We start from the raw sequence: 16577 nt of genomic DNA on the forward strand, positions 1-16577 counted from the left end.
GCGGCCGGGGGGGCCGGCGGCGGGCGTTTTATCGGGGGGGGGGGCGGCGGGGTGGTTTTGGGTGTTTTCCTTCGCTGGGGGGGGGGGGGCGGGGGGGGGGGCGGCCCCCCCCCCGCCGCGGTGGTACGGGCCGGTGCCGAGGGCCACGCCCACGGCACCGGCCCCGCCGTCACTTCGCGGTGCCGACTCCCGGGCCACGGAAGGTCAGCGTGTCGACGACGGCCCCCGTGTTCGTCGTCACGTAGAGCGTCCCGCTGCCCTTCGGCGCCGAGGCGAGCGGCACGACGATGTCCGTCAGCGTCCCCGTCGACGGCAGGGAGACCTTGGCGAACGACGGGCCCGTCGCGGAGCCCCAGCGGAGCCAGAGCTGGCCCTTGCCGGACGCGCGGACGACGACGTCGTCGATGCCGTCGAACGCGACCGGCCCCACCTCCAGGGAGCCCTTCTTGCCGAGGCTGACGGCCTTGCCGCCGTTCGCGGACGCGTCGTCCACGACCTCACCGCCGGTGACCGGGTGGAACTCGGCCTCCTGGACGAACGGGTTCAGCCGCACCGTGGCCTCGCCCGAGGCCGGGGGCTGCCCGTTGGCACCGCCGTCCGTGTAGGTCACGACGACCGCGCCGTAGAGGTTGGCTCCGGCGCCGTGCTCGGGCGAGTTCGCGTCGGTCTGCCACACGCCCTCGCAGCCCGTGCCCGAGAGCTCGGGGTGGGCGTGCTCGTCGTGCCCCAGGCCGTACGTCCACTTCACGCGGTCGCACACGGTCGCGTCGCCGTCCTCGGCGTCCTTCGTGGTGACCTTGAACGGGATGGCGTCGCCCCAGTTGAAGAACGCGCCGTTCGACGGGAACTCGACGGTGACCTCCGGGGCCTGGTTGCCGACCGAGATCACCTTCGAGGTCAGCGACCGCTTGCCGCTGGCGTCCGTGACGCGCAGGCGCGCCGTGTACTGGCCGAGCTCCGTGTAGGTGTACTTCGCCGTCACCCCGCTGAGGTCGAACGTGCCGTCGCCGTCGACGTCCCAGTCGTACGTGAGGGCGTCGCCGTCCGGGTCGGACGAGGCGCTCGCGTCGAACGTCACCTCCAGCGGGGCCGACGACGAGGAGTCGGGCGTCGTGGTGAACCGGGCCTGCGGCGCCTTGTTCCCGGCGGCGTAGTCGATCCGGTACAGCCCGGCGTCCGGGTTGGCGCGGAAGAATCCGTCGCCGTAGTCGAGCACGTACAGCGACCCGTCCGGCCCGAACTCCATGTCCATCGGGTTGTCGTTGATCGGCTGGCCGGCCGGCCCGATGATCGAGTTCGGCATGAAGTCCTCGATGTGCGTGACGCCGAGCGTCTCCGGGTCCACGGTGAACGCGGCCAGGTAGTCCTGGGAGAACTCGCCCATGAAGTGCTTGCCGTCCCAGTACTCGGGCAGCTTGCCGGGGGCGGTGCTGTCCGCGTCGTAGTGGTAGACCGGGCCGCCCATGGGCGCCTGACCGGAACCGCTGCCGAAGCTCACGAGCTCGTCCCACGGCTGGTCGCCGACGTTGTCGCCGTACCAGAGGGTCGCGGGCCGCGCCGGGGGCAGGTCGACCAGCCCGGTGTTCCAGCGGGAGTTGTTCTTCAGGTTCTCCGGGTCGAAGAACTCCCCGGGGGTGGCCGTGGCGAAGTCCCACTCGTTGTAGGCGAAGTTGTCGCCCGTCACGTAGGGCCAGCCGGAGTTGTGCGGGTCGTCGAGGGAGACGACGTTCCACTCCACGAGACCCATGGGCCCACGGTTGTTCGCCTCGGCGACGGCGCGCGAGGCGTCCGGGCCGTAGTCGCCCCACGAGAGCGTGTTCGACGCGGGGTCGACGTCGATGCGGAACGGGTTGCGCACGCCCATGACGAAGATCTCGGGGCGCGTCTTGTCGGTCCCGGGCGGGAACAGGTTGCCCTCGGGGATGGTGTACGAGCCGTCGGCCTCGACGTGGATGCGCAGGATCTTGCCGCGCAGGTCGTTGGTGTTCCCGGCGCCGCGACGCGAGTCGAAGCCCGGGTTCATTCCGGGGGCGTCGTTGTTCGGGGCGAAGCCGTTCGCGCCCGGAGTGCCCGCGGGCGTGTTGTCGCCCGTCGAGAGGTAGAGGTTGCCGTCGCCGTCGAAGTCGATGTCGGCGCCGACGTGGCAGCACTGCCCGCGCTGCGTGCCCACGTCGAGGATCTTCTGCTCGGTGGTGAGGTCGAGCTTGTCGCCCGTCCACTGGAACCGTGCCAGGCGGTTGACACCCTTCCACCGGTCCCAGTAGCTCTCGTCCTCGCCGGCGGGCAGCTTCTCCGGGGCGTTGCCCGTGGGGGTGTCCGACACGCCGTCGCCGTCCGCGTCCCGCGGGGCGTAGACGAGGTAGACCCAGCCGTTCGTCTCGAAGTCGGGGTCGATGGCGATGCCCTGGAGCCCGTCCTCCGAGTTGGCGTACACGTCGAGGGTGTTGATCACCTTCGTGACGCCGGTCGACGGGTCGGTGAGGCGGACGTCGCCGTTGCGGGCGGTGTGCAGCACCCGGCTGTCGGGGAGCACCGCCATGTCGATCGGCTCGCCGACGTCCTTGGTGAGCGTGATCTTCTCGTAGTTGGACCAGTCGAGCGCGGCGTCGCCGCCCGGCTCGGCCGCGTGGTCGACGCCGTCGTGCGCGACGGCGGGCGCCGTGGCGGCGCCGATGCCGGTGAGCGCCAGCAGGCCCGCGGTCAGCGCGGCGGTCGCGCGCCGGCTCGGGGCCCTGTTCGCGTGGATATGCTTCATCTGATGCCACTCCTGTGAGGTTCAGTCGCCTGCGAGAGGTCATCCGGACCGGGTCACCCCCGTCGCGCCAACGACGGATCAGGGTGGCCCGGTTCTGTGTCGTTCCTGGTCGGGGGCCTGTCCGGCGCCCTGGGTCTGCCCTCCTCGTCTCGTCGTCGAGCGGAGCCGCCGCACGTCGTCATGCGGGGGTGCGCGTCGCGTCGCGCCTGCTCGGCGCGGGCGACGGTGGAACCGTTGCGCAGGATGAGTCGTTGCCGACCACCTGGTCGTCATCCTACGAGACTTCCGTCGATAGTCAATCAAAAGTTGGGCGCTTGTCGACTGCGACGTGTCGCCGGTCGGCGTGAGGGGGTCGCGCCGCTCAGTCGCGGCGCGTGAACGTCAGCACGGGGCGGCCCGTGCGCGGGTGCGTGAGCACCTCGGTGCGCACCCCGTAGACGGGGTCGAGGACGTCGGGCACGAGGACGTCGCGCACGTCGCCGGCGGCGACCACGCGGCCGCCTGAGAGCAGGACCACGTGGTCGCAGTGCTGGGCGGCGAGCTGCAGGTCGTGCAGGGCGGCGAGCACGGTGACGCCGCGGTCGGCGAGGGCGCGCAGCACGCGCAGCGCGTCGAGCTGGGCCGCGATGTCGAGGTGGTTGGTGGGCTCGTCGAGCAGGATCAGCGCGGGCTCCTGCGCGAGCGCGCGGGCCATCTGCACCCGCTGGCGCTCGCCCCCGGACAGGGTCGTGACCTGGCGGTCCGCGAGCCCCGCGGCGCCGACCTCGTCGAGGGCGCGCAGGGCGGCGGCGCGGTCGGACGCGGAGTCGCCGGCCAGCAGGGAGCGGTGCGGGATGCGTCCGAGCAGGACGGCGTCGAGCACGGTCACGGGCAGGTCGGTGGAGGCCTCCTGCTCGACGAACGCGAGCGTGCGGGCACGGCGGCGCCGCGGCAGGGCGAGCAGGTCCGCCCCGGCGAACGTGACGCGGGGCGCGCCGACGGTGCCGTCGAGCCGTGCGTCCGACGGCGGCTGCACGCCCGCGACGACGCGCAGCAGCGTCGACTTGCCGGACCCGTTCGGACCGAGCAGGCCGCTCACCGCGCCCGGCGGCGCGGTGACGTCCACGCCGTCGAGGATCAGCCGCCCGCCCGTCGCCCACGAGACCCGGGAGGCATCGAGGCCCGCGGCAGGGGAGCCGGGCCCGGCGGCGCGGGCCGCCGCGGCGAGGTCGGCGCCGGCGCTCATGCGATCCTCCGCCCGCGCCACAGCAGCAGGGCGAACACCGGGGCGCCGATCGCGGCGGTGACGATGCCGACCGGCACCTCGCGCGGCGCGAAGACGGTGCGGGCCAGGGTGTCCGCCCAGACGAGGAACGACGCCCCGCACAGCGCGGACAGCGGCAGCAGCAGCCGGTGGCGCGCGCCCGTGAGGAGGCGCACGGCGTGCGGCAGGATGAGGCCGACGAAGCCGATCGACCCGGACTGCGAGACCAGAGCGCCCGTCAGCAGGGCGACGCCCACCAGCAGCAGCCAGCGCACCCGCGCCACCGGCACGCCGAGCGCGGCGGCGGCGGTGTCGCCGAAGGTGAACGCGTCGAGGACGGACCCCGTCGAGGCGAGCAGCGTGCCGAGCACCAGCACGGCCACGCCCGTGATCGCCACCGACGTCCACGTGGCCCCGGCCACCGAGCCCATCAGCCAGGACAGGATCTCGCGGTACGAGTCGCCGGTGGCCGACCAGAAGATGACGAAGCTCGTCGCGGCGGCGGCGAGCTGGCTCACCGCGAGCCCGGCCAGGACGGTGCGCGTCGGCGTGATCGTGCCGATCGCCCCGGCGAGCCCGAGGGCGGCGGCCAGCGCCGCGACCGCGCCGCCGAACGCCGCGACCGGAAGCAGCACGGTCAGCCCCGCCACGAGGACGAGGACCGCGCCGAGGGAGGCGCCGGACGACAGCCCCAGCAGGTACGGGTCGGCCAGCGGGTTGCGCGTGAGGGACTGCATGACGACGCCGCACACGGCGAGTCCGGAGCCCACGGCCGCCGCGGTGAGGACACGCGGCAGGCGCAGCTCCCAGACCATGCCGTCGGGCAGCGCGCCCAGCGGCTCCAGGCCGAGGGCGCCACCGAGGCCGAGGTGCGTGGCGATCGCGCGCCACACGTCCGCGACGGACAGGTCGGCCGGCCCGATCGTCACCGTCACGAGAACGGTCCCCACCAGCACGACGGCGGCCGCGGGCAGCCACCACACGGCGCCGCGGCGCGCGCCCGGGTGCCCGTTCTCGGGGGCCGGTGGCGCGGGGCGCGCGTCGGGCCGGGCCTGGACGGTCACAGGTCGAGGCCCGCCAGCTGGTCGGCGAGGTCCACGACGGCGTCCACGTTGCGCACCCCGGCCTCCGACTCCGGGAACGGCACCGTGAGGTAGCGGCCCTCGCGCACGGCCGTCAGCCGCGCCGTGGCGGGGTTGGACTCCAGCCGCTCGATCTTCTGCTCGGCGCTGTTCCAGGTCGCGTCGACGAGCACGATGACGTCCGGGTCGGCCTCGATGGCCTGCTCCCACGAGAACGACGTCCACGTGTCGTGCACGTCGCCCGCGACGTTCTCGAGGCCGACGGCGTCCATGATCATCTGCGGGGCTCCGATCCCGGCGCCGACGTAGGGGATGTCGTCGCCGGAGGAGTACCAGAGGGCGTCCAGGCCGCGGTCGTCGGGCGTCACGGACGCGAGGGTGTCCCGCTGGGCGGCGACGAGGTCGGCGGCGGCGTCCGGGACGTCGAAGATCTCGCCCACTTCGTCGATCTCCGCGAAGACGTCGTCGAACGTCAGCGGGTCGGGCATGGCCTCCGGGGACTTGCAGGCGGCGGGGGAGACGTAGGTCGCGACGCCCAGCTTCGCGAGGGTGTCGCGGTCGCCTGCGCCGTCGGCGGTGAGGTTGGACTCCCAGCCGGCGTACACGAGGTCGGGCTCCAGGCCGAGCACGGCCTCGGTGCCGGGCACCTGGTCGGACATCGGCGCAGCGACGGCGGGCGCGTCGGCGGCGGCGCCTGCGAGGGAGTCGGGCACCGGGCCGTCGAGGAACGCCGAACCGACGATGCGGTCGCCCAGGCCGAGCGCCAGCAGCATCTCGGTGGTGCTCGACTTGATCGTCACGACCCGCTGCGGCACGGCGTCGACGGTGGTCTGCGTGTCGCAGTTGTCGAGGGTGAGCGGGTAGGCGGTCCCCCCGGTGGACGCGCCGCTCGGGGCGGCCGAGGACGCGGCGTCGGCGGGATCCTGGGCGCAGCCCGCGAGGGCGACGAGGGACAGGGCGGTGAGCAGCACGGTGGGGACGACGGCGGGCACGGCGGGAAGGGGGCGGCGAGGCACGCGGGGGGCTCCAGGATCACGGGTCGGGGATGTCGTGGGGCGGTCAAGGTCCAGGACGGCGCGTCATCTCGCGCCGGTGGAACCGCGGCCCACGGCCCGGGTCGCGCCGACGGGCCAGAGTCGGGCCCGTGATCCGGCGTCGAGCCTAGTACGCCCGCGGCCGGTCGTGCTCTCGCCCACCGGACGTCGACGTAGTAGCCGATGTCGCATCTCGCGCCAGAAGCGACATCGGGGACTACGTCGACGTGCGGCCGGGGTCACGTCCGGCCTGCGTGCGGGGCGTTACGCTCCGGCGTCATGACCAGTCGCGTGCAGGACGCCATCTCGTGGCGGCGGCCGCGACGCCGGCGTCGCGGCGCACGGGAGAGCGCGGGCGCGGCGACAGGCCTCGTCCGCAGCGCCGTCGACCTCGCGCTGTCGATCGCGAACGGCTCCGCCCCGGCCGGCGAGGTCTCCGGGTTCGGGACGGACGAGCCGCGCGTGCCCCGCGACCCCGCGCAGCCTGTCGCAGAGCTCCCGTGCGTCGTCGTCGGCGGCACCGCGCCGTGGGCCGCCGCACCGGGGGAGGACCGACCGCGCCTGTGGGCGACGGCCCCGCGGTTCTGGGTCGAGCTGCCCGGGGCCGGCGGCGAGGTCGAGGTCGACCGCGCGACGCTCGCGCTGCGCTCGTTCGCCGTCGCGCCGGGGCAGGAGGGGCCCGTCACGCTCGACACCCGCTGCCAGGCGACCGTGGCGGGACCGGGGCTCGAGCTCGTGCTGGAGGGATCGTGGCTCGCCGTCGCGTGGCTCGGGCACCTCGCCCGCTGGCCGGACCCCGGCCCGCCGGCCGGACGGTGAAGTCCCGACGGTGAGTTCTGACGAACCTGCAATCTTTGCGCGGGCCCGGACGACGGGTGGGACGCTGAGGACATGAGCAGGACGTCGCGGCGGCAGCCCGCCGCCAGGCCCGCGGACCCCGGCGACCCGGCGGGCTGGGCGCTCGAGACCTGGGTCCCGCCCGAGCCGCGGCGGCGCGACGGGTGGTGGGCGGCGCTCGCGGGGGTGGTCGCGACGGCGGCCGGCCTGGCGGTGGCGGAGCTGGTCGCGGCGGTCGTCGACCCGTCGTCCAGCCCGGTCCTCGCCGTCGGCGGCGCGGTGGTCGACGGCGTGCCCGGCTGGCTCAAGGACCTCGCCGTCTCCTGGTTCGGCACCGCGGACAAAGCCGTGCTGCTCGCGACGATGGGCGTCGTGGCGCTCGCGGGCGCCGCGTTCGCCGGGTTCCTGCAGCGCCGGCGCCCGCCGTGGGGCGCCGTCCTGGTGGGCGCGGTGGGCGCGGCCGCCGCCGTCGTGGCCGCGGGCCGCCCGGGCGCGAGCGTCGTGTGGGCGCTGCCGAGCCTGGTCGGCGTCGTGGTGGCGGTCGTGGTGCTGAACGCGTTGCTCAGCCGCGTCGAGATCTGGTTCGCCGAGGACGAGCGGCCCGGCGCGGACTGGCGCGAGGCGATCGACCGGCGGCGGTTCCTGCAGTGGACCGGCGTGGCGGCCGCGGGGGCCGTCCTCGCGCTCGGGGCGTCGCGCGTCGTGTCCGCGGGGAGCCGCGTCGTGACGGCGGCGCGCGAGGCGGTCCGGCTGCCCCGCGCCGCGACGACCGCGCCTCCGCTCCCGGCCGGCGTGGACTTCGGCGGCCCCGGGGCCGTCCCGGGCCTGTCCCCGTACGTGACGCCGAACGCGGAGTTCTACCGGATCGACACCGCGCTGATCGTGCCGCAGGTGGACCCGGGGGACTGGTCCCTGACCGTGACGGGCCTGGTCGACGAGCCGTTCACGATCACCTGGGACGACCTGCTGGCCCTGCCGCTGGAGGAGCACGACGTCACGCTGACGTGCGTCTCCAACGAGGTGGGGGCCGGCCTCGTGGGGAACGCGCGCTGGCTCGGCTACCCGGTGCGCGAGCTGCTGGCGCGGGCGAAGCCGCAGGCGGGCGCGGACATGGTGCTCTCGCGCAGCACGGACGGCTTCACCGCCGGCACGCCGCTGGAGGTGCTGCAGGACGCCGGCCGGGCGAGCCTGCTCGCCGTCGGGATGAACGGCGAGCCCCTGCCGACCGAGCACGGCTTCCCCGCGCGGCTCGTGGTGCCCGGCCTGTACGGGTACGTGTCGGCCACCAAGTGGGTCACCGAGCTCAAGGTCACCACCTTCGCCGCCGACCAGGGCTACTGGACCCCGCGCGGCTGGTCCGCGCTGGGGCCGATCAAGCTGTCCTCGCGCATCGACGTCCCCCGACCGGGCGACGACCTGCCCGCCGGCGCGGTGACGGTCGCGGGGGTGGCGTGGGCGCAGCACACCGGCATCGCGCGCGTCGAGGTGCGGGTCGACGACGGCGCGTGGCAGGAGGCCGAGCTCGCGCCCGTCGTCGGCCCGGACACCTGGCGGCAGTGGCGCCTCGACTGGGCCGCGACGAAGGGCGACCACTCCGTGACGGTCCGCGCGACCGACGCCGACGGGAACGTGCAGGTCGAGGCGGAGGCGCCCCCCGCGCCCGACGGCGCGACGGGCTGGCAGACCATCCCGCTGACGATCACCTGACCCCGGGGTTCCCCGGAGGCTCAGGGGGTGAGCGCCGTGCGGTCCCAGCGGGCCAGGTCGGCGTCCACCTCGGCGCGGTGGAGGTCGCGGAACGTCTCTCCCGTGAGCTCGACGGACTCGATCCGGTCGTCGCGGAACCCGCGCACCCCGCCCCCCGGCCGTGCCCAGCCGACGAGGTACCAGCGGCCGTCGCCGTGCAGCAGCCGCAGGGGCTCCACCTCGCGGTCCTTGCCCCGGTACCGCAGGCGGAGCACCTGGCGACCCGCGACGGCGGCCGGCAGCCGGCCGAGCCGGCCGCGGTCCTCGGGCGCGCCCACGGCACCTTCTGCGCCCACCGTGTCGACGGGGACGATCCCGGCCGACACGGCCGCCCGCACGGGCTCGGGAGCCCCGGCCAGCACGCGGTCCCGCGCCCGGCGGGCCGCGCGGTCGAACGGTGAACCGGCGAGCAGCCCGAGCGCCACGGCGACGGCGAGCGCCTCGTCGGCGCGGAGGTGGAGCGGCGGCAGCGAGTAGTCCGCGAGGACGGAGTACCCGCCGGCACGTCCCTCGACCCCGTACACGGGCACGCCGGCGGCCCGCAGCGCGGCCAGGTCCCGCTCGATCGTCCGCGTCGAGACGCCCAGCTCCGCGGCCAGCCGCGCCGCCGTCACCGGCCGTGGCGCCCGCGCCCGCAGATGGTCGAGGACGGCGTGCAGCCGCTCGGTCCGTGTCACGGGTCCAGGCTGCCCGGGGCCGGTGACATCAGTCGGTCAGGTCGTGGTCAGCGGCGACGGGCCGCCGCGCGGTCACGGACCAGACCCGGCGCGCGCGCCCGTCGGCGGCGAGGTCCAGCAGGTCGATCCCGCCGACGTGCAGGCCGGCGGCGTCATCGTCGGCCGCCCACACGGCCGTGGCGTGCCCGGGACCCGACCGGGCGAGCACCGTGGCGTAGCAGAGCCCGCCCCGCCCGGCGCGGAAGGCGCCGACGAACGCCGCCAGGGCGTCGGGCCCGCGCCCGTCGTCGGCCGGTGCGAGAGCAGGGTCTCCGAAGCGGATCGTGAAGTCGTCGGTGGCGAGGGTCGGCGCGAGGCCGAGGTCGCCGTTCCAGAGGCGCGCCCAGCCGTCGAGCAGGTCGGTGACGGTCAGCGATGTCGTGGTGGTCATGACGCCACGGTCGCGGGGTACGGCGACAGCGGTGTGTCGGTGTTCCTCGGACCCGGGCGCCCGCCGTCACCGTCCTCGGCGGGTGGGCCGGGGGAGGTCGGCGCGCACTCCCCGGAGCGTCCACAGCCCGTAGGCGGCGAGCGCCGGCTTCAGCGCGAGCCACTCGCCCCAGCGGTGGTCGTCGGCGCGGGTCAGCCGACCGGCCAGGTCGGGCCGCTGCCGCCGCACGTAGACGCGCGCCTTGAGGGCGTGGGCGGGCTGGGACACGATCGTGATGCGGTCGGCGCCCTCGACCAGCGGGAGCACGCGGGCGACGTTCTCCCACGTCGTGCGGCTCTCCTCCTCGAGCACGAGGGGCCCGTCGTAGCCCAGGACGGCGACGGCGTGCGCGGCCAGCACGCTCGCCTCCGACCGGCCGCCGGTGGTGGCGCCGCCGCTGAGCACGAGGATCGACCGTGCGGCCGGGTCGATCGACCGGAGCCCGGCGCGGACCCGCCATCGGTTCACGGCGTTGGCCGCGGGGCCGGGGTTGCGGAAGCCCAGCACGACGACGGCCTGCGTCCCCTCGGACGGGCTCGCCTCGGCGACGAGCGCGCGCGACCAGCGCCGGTTGAGCCACTCGCCCGCCACGAGCGCGGCGACGCACGAGGCGACGGTCCCGGAGACGGCGAGGAACGGTCCGCGGCGCATGCAGGCGAGGCTATCCCGCGGCTCCCGCCCCCGGGACCAGGTCCGGGCCGCTGCACCAGGCGGTCAGAGCGGCGCGCCGAGCAGGGTCGCGACGAGGCCCAGGGCGGCGCAGACGCCGAGGGTGCGCAGCACGGACCAGCGTGCGACGAAGAGCAGGCCGGTCGCGGCGACGGCGATGGCGACGGCGACCGGTTGGACGGCGGTGAGGTCCGGGACCTCGAGGTGGAGCGGCCCGGCGGTCCAGGTGGTCGAGGTGGCGAAGAGGGTGTGGGTGGCGAAGTAGAGGGCGAGGTTGGCGATGACCCCGACCACGGCGGCGGTGATCGCGGCGAGGGCTGCGCCGAGGGCCTGGTTGCCGCGCAGCTTCTCGACGTAGGGCGCGCCGAGGAAGATGAACAGGAACGAGGGGACGAAGGTGACCCAGGTGGTCAGCAGGGCGCCGATCGTGGCGGCGACCCAGGGGTCGAGGTCGCCGGGGTTGCGGTAGGCGCCGAGGAAGGCGACGAACTGGACGACCATGATGAGGGGCCCCGGTGTGGTCTCGGCGAGGGCGAGGCCCTTGGTCATCTCGGTGGGGGTGACCCAGGCATAGGTCTCGACGGCGCGTTGGGCGACGTAGGCCAGGACGGCGTACGCGCCGCCGAAGGTGACCAGCGCGGTGCCGGAGAAGAACACGCCCTGCTGGGTCAGGCTGCTGCCCACGCCGGTGGCGAGGGCGACCACGACCACGGGGACGGACCAGGCGAGCAGCCCGACGACCAGCACGCGCAGTGCCCGCCGTCCCGAGGGTCGCTCGGCGTGCAGGGCGTCGTCGGGGATGAGCGGCGCGGGACCGTCGTCGGGGGTGGCGGGACGCCGCACCGTGATCAGGTCGGGTGCGTACCGGTGCACGAGCCAGCCCAGGATCCCTGCTCCGAGGATCACGAGCGGGAACGGCACCGCGAAGAGGGTCAGGGCGACGAACGCGGCGACGGCGAGCGCGATCAGTGCGGGGCTGGTCAGGGCCCGTCTCCCGACGCGGGTCACGGCCTGCACGACGATCGCGAGAACGGCGGGGGCCAGTCCGGCGAAGATGCCGGTCACGAGCGGGGTGTCGCCGAACGCGACGTAGATCGCGGACAGCGCGAGCAGGCACAGCATGCCGGGCAGGACGAAGAAGATCCCGGCGACGAAGCCGCCGCGCAGCCCGTTGAGGAGCCACCCGGTGTAGACGGCGAGCTGCTGGGCCTCGGGCCCGGGCAGGAGCATGCAGTAGTTCAGGGCGTGCAGGAAGCGGCCCTGGCCGATCCAGCGCTTGTCGTCGACGAGGGTGCGCTGCATGACGGCGATCTGCCCGGCCGGGCCACCGAACGTCTGCCAGGAGATCGCGAACCAGGTCCGCACCGCGGTACGGAACGGGACGAGATCGCGCTGCGCGGCGACCGACCCCGAGGGGTCGGGCCTGCCCGTGGGGTGCTCGTGCACGGCGATCCTCGGTGGTCGCGCTCAGGCCGGTTCGTGGCCGAGCAGGTAGGAGCGGCGGAAGTACTCGTACAGCGCGTCGAAGAGGGGTCCGGCGACGGCGAGGGTCGCCTCGTCGTCGCCGGTCATCGACAGCCCGCGCAGGATCGCGTCGAGGCCGGGCGCCTCGGGGGCGTCGAAGCGGTCGTCGTCGAGGTCGGCCTCGTGCACGATCTGCCCGATCCGTGCCAGGACCGGGTCGGTCAGCTCGTACCGCTCGAGGAAGGTCTCGAAGCTGCAGCGCGCCCCGTGATGCCCCAGCTCGACGCCGCGCATGTCGAACGCGGTGGCGTCGGCCGGGACGTCGGCGGCGTCGCTGACGAACACGAACTCGGCGTGCTCGTCGATGAAGCGTCGGATCAGCCACGCGCACGCCGCGCGGTCGATGTGCACCCCGGCGCGGGTCGCCCACCTCATCGCGTCCTCCCGGCAGGCGCGTCCTCGTGGCGGGCGACCAGGTTCTCCAGGTCGCGCAGCGCAGCACTGGCGGCGTCGCGCTCGGCCGCGGGGAAGAAGTCGCGGCGCGTCACCTGCCGGCTCGTGCGCCGTAGCCGGGCCAGGGTGCTGCGCTGCTCGCTCGGCGTCGACGCGAGGGCCGTGCGGGCGGACTCGGCGAGCGCCGTCCACTCGGTGGCGCGGTCCGCGGCCATCGCCGCGGCAAGGTCGCGCTCATGTGCGGCGGTCGACGGGCGGGCCAGCCACACGCTCGACGTGCCGCCGCGCTCCGCGACCTCCTCGGCCACCCACTCCAGCTGCTCCCGCGTGCGGGCGTCCGCGGGCAGCGCCACCAGGCCGTCGGAGACCTGGGCCACCCCCAGTCGCTTCAGCCTGCGCCACAGGGCCACCCGCGGCGCCGACGGCTCGCGGGGCAGCCGGTAGCTCAGCAGCACCCATTCCCCACCCACGGCAGGAATGTAACCGTGGTTACACGACCGCCACCACCCTGCGCCCGAACCGGCTTGCGCGCCTGGCTACCATGGACGCACAGGCGTCGACCCGGCCATCACCGGCGAGCCTCCGGAAGAACCGAGCGCACACGCACTCTCAGTAGAACCGGACGGGTAGGCCCGTGACAGCCGTGAACGAGCGGCGGGCGCCGGCACCAGCGGCGCCCGCAAGCGGGGTGGTACCGCGGTGTCCGCGCCTTCGGGCGGGGGCGTCGTCCTCGCACGGCAGCACCAGGTCGTCGACCAGGCGACCCGTACCACCGCCCGCCCGTTCCCAGGAGCCCACCCATGGCCTACCCGCAGCACCGCTCGTCCGAGAAGTCCGACCAGCCAGGCGCGGCGTTCGGCATCGCCGGCGTCCCCGCCTCCCCGGACCTGCCGGCGCTGGAGCGCGAGGTCCTCGACTTCTGGGCCGCCGACGACACGTTCCGCGCGTCCGTGGCGAAGAACCCGGCGGGGGAGAACGGCAGCAACGAGTTCGTCTTCTACGACGGTCCCCCGTTCGCCAACGGCCTGCCGCACTACGGCCACCTGCTCACCGGCTACGCGAAGGACGTCGTCCCGCGCTACCAGACCATGCGCGGCAAGCACGTGGAGCGCCGGTTCGGCTGGGACACGCACGGCCTGCCCGCCGAGCTCGAGGCGATGAGCCAGCTCGGCATCAAGACCAAGGACGAGATCCTCGAGCTGGGCATCGAGAAGTTCAACGCGGCCTGCCGCTCGTCGGTGCTGAAGTACACGACCGAGTGGCGCGACTACGTCACCCGCCAGGCGCGCTGGGTCGACTTCGACCACGACTACAAGACGCTCAACGTCACCTACATGGAGTCGGTGCTGTGGGGCTTCAAGAAGCTCTACGACGCCGGCCTCGTGTACGAGGACTTCCGCGTGCTGCCGTACTGCTGGAACGACCAGACGCCGCTCTCGAACCACGAGCTGCGCATGGACGACGACGTCTACCAGACGCGCCAGGACCCGGCCGTGACCGTCGGCTTCGACGTCGCGACCGTGCCCGCCGGCCAGGACGTCGTGCGCCCGGGCGACAAGCTCCTCATCTGGACGACGACGCCGTGGACGCTCCCGTCCAACCTGCTCGTCATGGTCGGCACCGAGATCGAGTACGTCGTCGTCGAGTCCTCGTTCACGGGGACCCCGCAGCGCTACGTCCTCGCCGAGGCGCGCGTGGACGCGTACGCCCGCGAGCTGACCGACGAGGGCGAGGACGCCCCGCGCGTCGTCGGGCGCCTCACCGGCCGCGAGCTGCTGCAGACCTCCTACGTGCCGCCGTTCTCCTACTACGAGGGGCGCGAGCGCGCGCACCGCGTGGTCGAGGCGGACTTCGTCACGACGACGGACGGCACCGGCCTGGTGCACAGCGCCGGCGCGTTCGGCGAGGACGACAAGGTCGTCTGCGACCGCGAGGGCGTCGCCTCCGTCATGCCCGTGCGGGCGGACGGCACGTTCACTCACCCGGTCGACGAGTACGCCGGGCTGCAGGTCTTCGACGCGAACCTGCCGATCATCGACCACCTCAAGGCGCGCACGCGCGGCGAGGCGGACGCCGGCTCGGTGACCGCCGGCACGGTGCTGCTGCGCCGCGAGTCGTACGCCCACTCCTACCCGCACTGCTGGCGCTGCCGGCAGCCGCTGATGTACATGGGCGTCTCCTCGTGGTTCGTCGAGGTGACGAAGTTCAAGGACCGCATGGTCGAGCTCAACCAGGAGATCTCCTGGACGCCGGAGCACATCAAGGACGGCCAGTTCGGCAAGTGGCTCGCGAACGCCCGCGACTGGTCGCTGAGCCGCAACCGGTTCTGGGGCTCCCCGGTGCCGGTGTGGAAGAGCGACGACCCGGCGCACCCGCGCATCGACGTGTACGGGTCGCTGGAGGAGATCGAGCGCGACTTCGGCCGCCTGCCGCTCGGCCCCGACGGCGAGCCGGACCTGCACCGCCCGTTCGTCGACGAGCTCACCCGCCCCAACCCCGACGACCCGACCGGGAAGTCCACGATGCGCCGCGTCGAGGACGTCATGGACGTGTGGATGGACTCCGGCTCCATGCCGTACGCCCAGGTGCACTACCCGTTCGAGAACGCGGACTGGTTCGAGCACCACTACCCGGGCGACTTCATCGTCGAGTACATCGGTCAGACCCGCGGCTGGTTCTACCTGCTGCACGTCCTCGCCACGGCGCTCTTCGACCGCCCCGCCTTCCGCACCGCCGTCTCCCACGGCATCGTGCTGGGCTCCGACGGCCGCAAGATGAGCAAGTCGCTGCGCAACTACCCGGACGTCTCCGAGGTGTTCGACCGCGACGGCTCCGACGCGATGCGCTGGTTCCTCATGGCCAGCCCGATCCTGCGCGGCGGCAACCTCGTCGTGACGGAGGAGGGCATCCGCGACTCCGTGCGCCAGGTGCTGCTGCCGCTGTGGAGCACCTACTACTTCTTCACCCTGTACGCGAACAGCGCGACCGGATCGGAGGGGGACGGTGCCGGCTACACGGCGAAGCCCGTGACGGCCGACCGCGTCGCGGGGCTGCCGGCCCTCGACCGGTACCTGCTGGCGCGCACGCACGACCTCGTCGCCATGGTCACGGCGCAGCTCGACGCCTACGACATCTCCGGGGCCTGCGAGTCGGTGCGCGAGCACCTCGACGTCCTCACCAACTGGTACGTGCGCACCCAGCGGGACCGGTTCTGGGCCGAGGACGCCGACGCGTTCGACACGCTGTACACCGCCCTCGAGACGCTGACCCGCGTCATGGCGCCGCTGGCGCCGCTGCTCACCGAGGAGGTCTGGCGCGGCCTCACCGGCGGTCGGTCCGTGCACCTCACGGACTGGCCCTCGGCCGACGGCGTCGTGGACGCAGCCCTCGTGCGCGATGACGAGCTCGTCGCCGCGATGGACGAGGTGCGTGCCGTGGTGTCCAGCGCCCTCGCGCTGCGCAAGGCGCACCAGCTGCGCGTGCGCCAGCCGCTGGCGCGCCTCACCGTCGCCGTGCCCGACCCGGCGGCGCTCGCCGACTACGCGGGGCTGCTGGCCACGGAGCTCAACGTCAAGGCGGTGGACCTCGTCGAGGCCGACGGCGCGGCGTCCGAGCGGTTCGGCATCACCGAGCGCCTCGCGGTCAACGCCCGCGCGGCGGGTCCGCGCCTGGGCCGCGGCGTCCAGGCCGTCATCAGGGCCGCGAAGTCCGGCGCGTGGCGGCGGGACGACGACGGCACCGTCGTCGTGACCACGGACGCGGGCGACGAGCCGCTGCTCGAGCCCGAGTACGAGCTGACGACGGTCGTGGCGGAGGGCGCCGGCGGCGAGGTCGCGGCGAGCGTGCTGCCCGGGGGCGGGTTCGTCGTCCTCGACCTTGCGCTCGACGACGCGCTGCGCGCCGAGGGCTACGCCCGCGACGTCATCCGCGACGTCCAGGACGCCCGCAAGGCCGCCGGCCTCGAGGTCGGCGACCGCATCGTGCTGGAGCTCGACGTCCCGGCCGAGCACGTCGCGGCCGTGGAGGCCCATCGGGACCTCATCGCCCGCGAGACGCTTGCCCTCGACCTCGCCGTGGCGGCAGGCGACGGCGAGCGCGCGGTGCGCGTGAGCAAGCAGGAGTCGCCGGCCGGCTGAGTGGCCCGCCCG

At 74.3% G+C, this 16577-nt stretch carries 13 protein-coding genes; 3 read left to right on the forward strand and 10 right to left on the reverse strand.

The features are described from left to right. Positions 1 to 169: 169 nt before the first annotated feature. The 4 genes from ACFWDO_RS11425 to ACFWDO_RS11440 all read right to left on the reverse strand — a co-directional run bounded on the left by ACFWDO_RS11425 (position 170) and on the right by ACFWDO_RS11440 (position 6096). Positions 170 to 2755, reverse strand: coding sequence for a PQQ-dependent sugar dehydrogenase (locus tag ACFWDO_RS11425; protein WP_380323204.1), 2586 nt, complete (start codon positions 2753 to 2755; stop codon positions 170 to 172). Positions 2756 to 3116: 361 nt separating this feature from the next. Continuing rightward, on the reverse strand, positions 3117 to 3980 hold the full coding sequence (locus ACFWDO_RS11430) for an ATP-binding cassette domain-containing protein (RefSeq protein ID WP_380323201.1): 864 nt from the start codon (positions 3978 to 3980) through the stop codon (positions 3117 to 3119). After that, a complete protein-coding gene (locus ACFWDO_RS11435; RefSeq protein WP_380323198.1) occupies positions 3977 to 5062 on the reverse strand; it encodes a putative F420-0 ABC transporter permease subunit in 1086 nt (361 codons plus the stop codon). Before ACFWDO_RS11435 ends, ACFWDO_RS11430 begins: the two co-directional genes overlap by 4 nt. Continuing rightward, a complete protein-coding gene (locus ACFWDO_RS11440; protein ID WP_380323195.1) occupies positions 5059 to 6096 on the reverse strand; it encodes a putative F420-0 ABC transporter substrate-binding protein in 1038 nt (345 codons plus the stop codon). The genes ACFWDO_RS11435 and ACFWDO_RS11440 overlap by 4 nt, the downstream gene beginning before the upstream one ends. A gap of 297 nt (positions 6097 to 6393) precedes the next feature. Here ACFWDO_RS11440 and ACFWDO_RS11445 point away from each other — a divergent pair, with 297 nt between their 5' ends. After that, on the forward strand, positions 6394 to 6933 hold the full coding sequence (locus ACFWDO_RS11445; RefSeq protein ID WP_380323192.1) for a hypothetical protein: 540 nt from the start codon (positions 6394 to 6396) through the stop codon (positions 6931 to 6933). Between the two features lie 72 nt (positions 6934 to 7005). Continuing rightward, entirely contained in the window at positions 7006 to 8658 is a 1653-nt protein-coding gene (locus tag ACFWDO_RS11450; protein ID WP_380323189.1) for a molybdopterin-dependent oxidoreductase, read from the forward strand. Between the two features lie 20 nt (positions 8659 to 8678). On the opposite strand, the gene ACFWDO_RS11455 is transcribed toward ACFWDO_RS11450, so the two are convergent. The 6 genes from ACFWDO_RS11455 to ACFWDO_RS11480 all read right to left on the reverse strand — a co-directional run bounded on the left by ACFWDO_RS11455 (position 8679) and on the right by ACFWDO_RS11480 (position 12899). Next, positions 8679 to 9374, reverse strand: a complete 696-nt coding sequence (locus ACFWDO_RS11455; protein ID WP_380323186.1) for a helix-turn-helix transcriptional regulator — start codon at positions 9372 to 9374, stop codon at positions 8679 to 8681. 28 nt (positions 9375 to 9402) lie between these two features. Then, on the reverse strand, positions 9403 to 9804 hold the full coding sequence (locus tag ACFWDO_RS11460; protein ID WP_380323183.1) for a hypothetical protein: 402 nt from the start codon (positions 9802 to 9804) through the stop codon (positions 9403 to 9405). A gap of 66 nt (positions 9805 to 9870) precedes the next feature. Further along, positions 9871 to 10494, reverse strand: coding sequence for a YdcF family protein (locus ACFWDO_RS11465; RefSeq protein ID WP_380323180.1), 624 nt, complete (start codon positions 10492 to 10494; stop codon positions 9871 to 9873). Between the two features lie 63 nt (positions 10495 to 10557). After that, on the reverse strand, positions 10558 to 11958 hold the full coding sequence (chrA, locus tag ACFWDO_RS11470; protein ID WP_380323177.1) for a chromate efflux transporter: 1401 nt from the start codon (positions 11956 to 11958) through the stop codon (positions 10558 to 10560). A 21-nt stretch (positions 11959 to 11979) separates the two neighbouring features. After that, positions 11980 to 12411 carry a chromate resistance protein ChrB domain-containing protein gene (locus ACFWDO_RS11475; protein ID WP_380323174.1) on the reverse strand — a complete coding sequence of 144 codons (432 nt, stop codon included), beginning with the start codon at positions 12409 to 12411 and terminating at the stop codon, positions 11980 to 11982. Next, the gene (locus ACFWDO_RS11480) at positions 12408 to 12899 is read right to left on the reverse strand and encodes a Chromate resistance protein ChrB (RefSeq protein ID WP_380323172.1); all 492 of its coding nucleotides are present in this window, start codon (positions 12897 to 12899) and stop codon (positions 12408 to 12410) included. The genes ACFWDO_RS11475 and ACFWDO_RS11480 overlap by 4 nt, the downstream gene beginning before the upstream one ends. 330 nt (positions 12900 to 13229) lie before the next feature. On the opposite strand from ACFWDO_RS11480, the gene ileS reads away from it, so the two are divergent. Next, positions 13230 to 16565 (forward strand): isoleucine--tRNA ligase, encoded by a 3336-nt coding sequence (ileS, locus tag ACFWDO_RS11485; RefSeq protein WP_380323170.1) that lies wholly within the window; start codon positions 13230 to 13232, stop codon positions 16563 to 16565. The last annotated feature ends 12 nt before the right edge of the window (positions 16566 to 16577 follow it).

Source organism: Isoptericola sp. NPDC060185 (assembly GCF_042728595.1).
In the GTDB taxonomy this organism is placed as follows: domain Bacteria; phylum Actinomycetota; class Actinomycetes; order Actinomycetales; family Cellulomonadaceae; genus Isoptericola.

Bases quoted from the DNA above. Each gene is read 5' to 3' on its own strand.
- ileS (WP_380323170.1), top strand. From the start codon at position 13,230: ATGGCCTACCCGCAGCACCGCTCGTCCGAGAAGTCCGACCAGCCAGGC.
- ACFWDO_RS11425 (WP_380323204.1), bottom strand. From the start codon at position 2,755: ATGAAGCATATCCACGCGAACAGGGCCCCGAGCCGGCGCGCGACCGCC.
- ACFWDO_RS11460 (WP_380323183.1), bottom strand. From the start codon at position 9,804: ATGACCACCACGACATCGCTGACCGTCACCGACCTGCTCGACGGCTGG.
- ACFWDO_RS11465 (WP_380323180.1), bottom strand. From the start codon at position 10,494: ATGCGCCGCGGACCGTTCCTCGCCGTCTCCGGGACCGTCGCCTCGTGC.
- ACFWDO_RS11450 (WP_380323189.1), top strand. From the start codon at position 7,006: ATGAGCAGGACGTCGCGGCGGCAGCCCGCCGCCAGGCCCGCGGACCCC.
- ACFWDO_RS11445 (WP_380323192.1), top strand. From the start codon at position 6,394: ATGACCAGTCGCGTGCAGGACGCCATCTCGTGGCGGCGGCCGCGACGC.
- ACFWDO_RS11430 (WP_380323201.1), bottom strand. From the start codon at position 3,980: ATGAGCGCCGGCGCCGACCTCGCCGCGGCGGCCCGCGCCGCCGGGCCC.
- ACFWDO_RS11475 (WP_380323174.1), bottom strand. From the start codon at position 12,411: ATGAGGTGGGCGACCCGCGCCGGGGTGCACATCGACCGCGCGGCGTGC.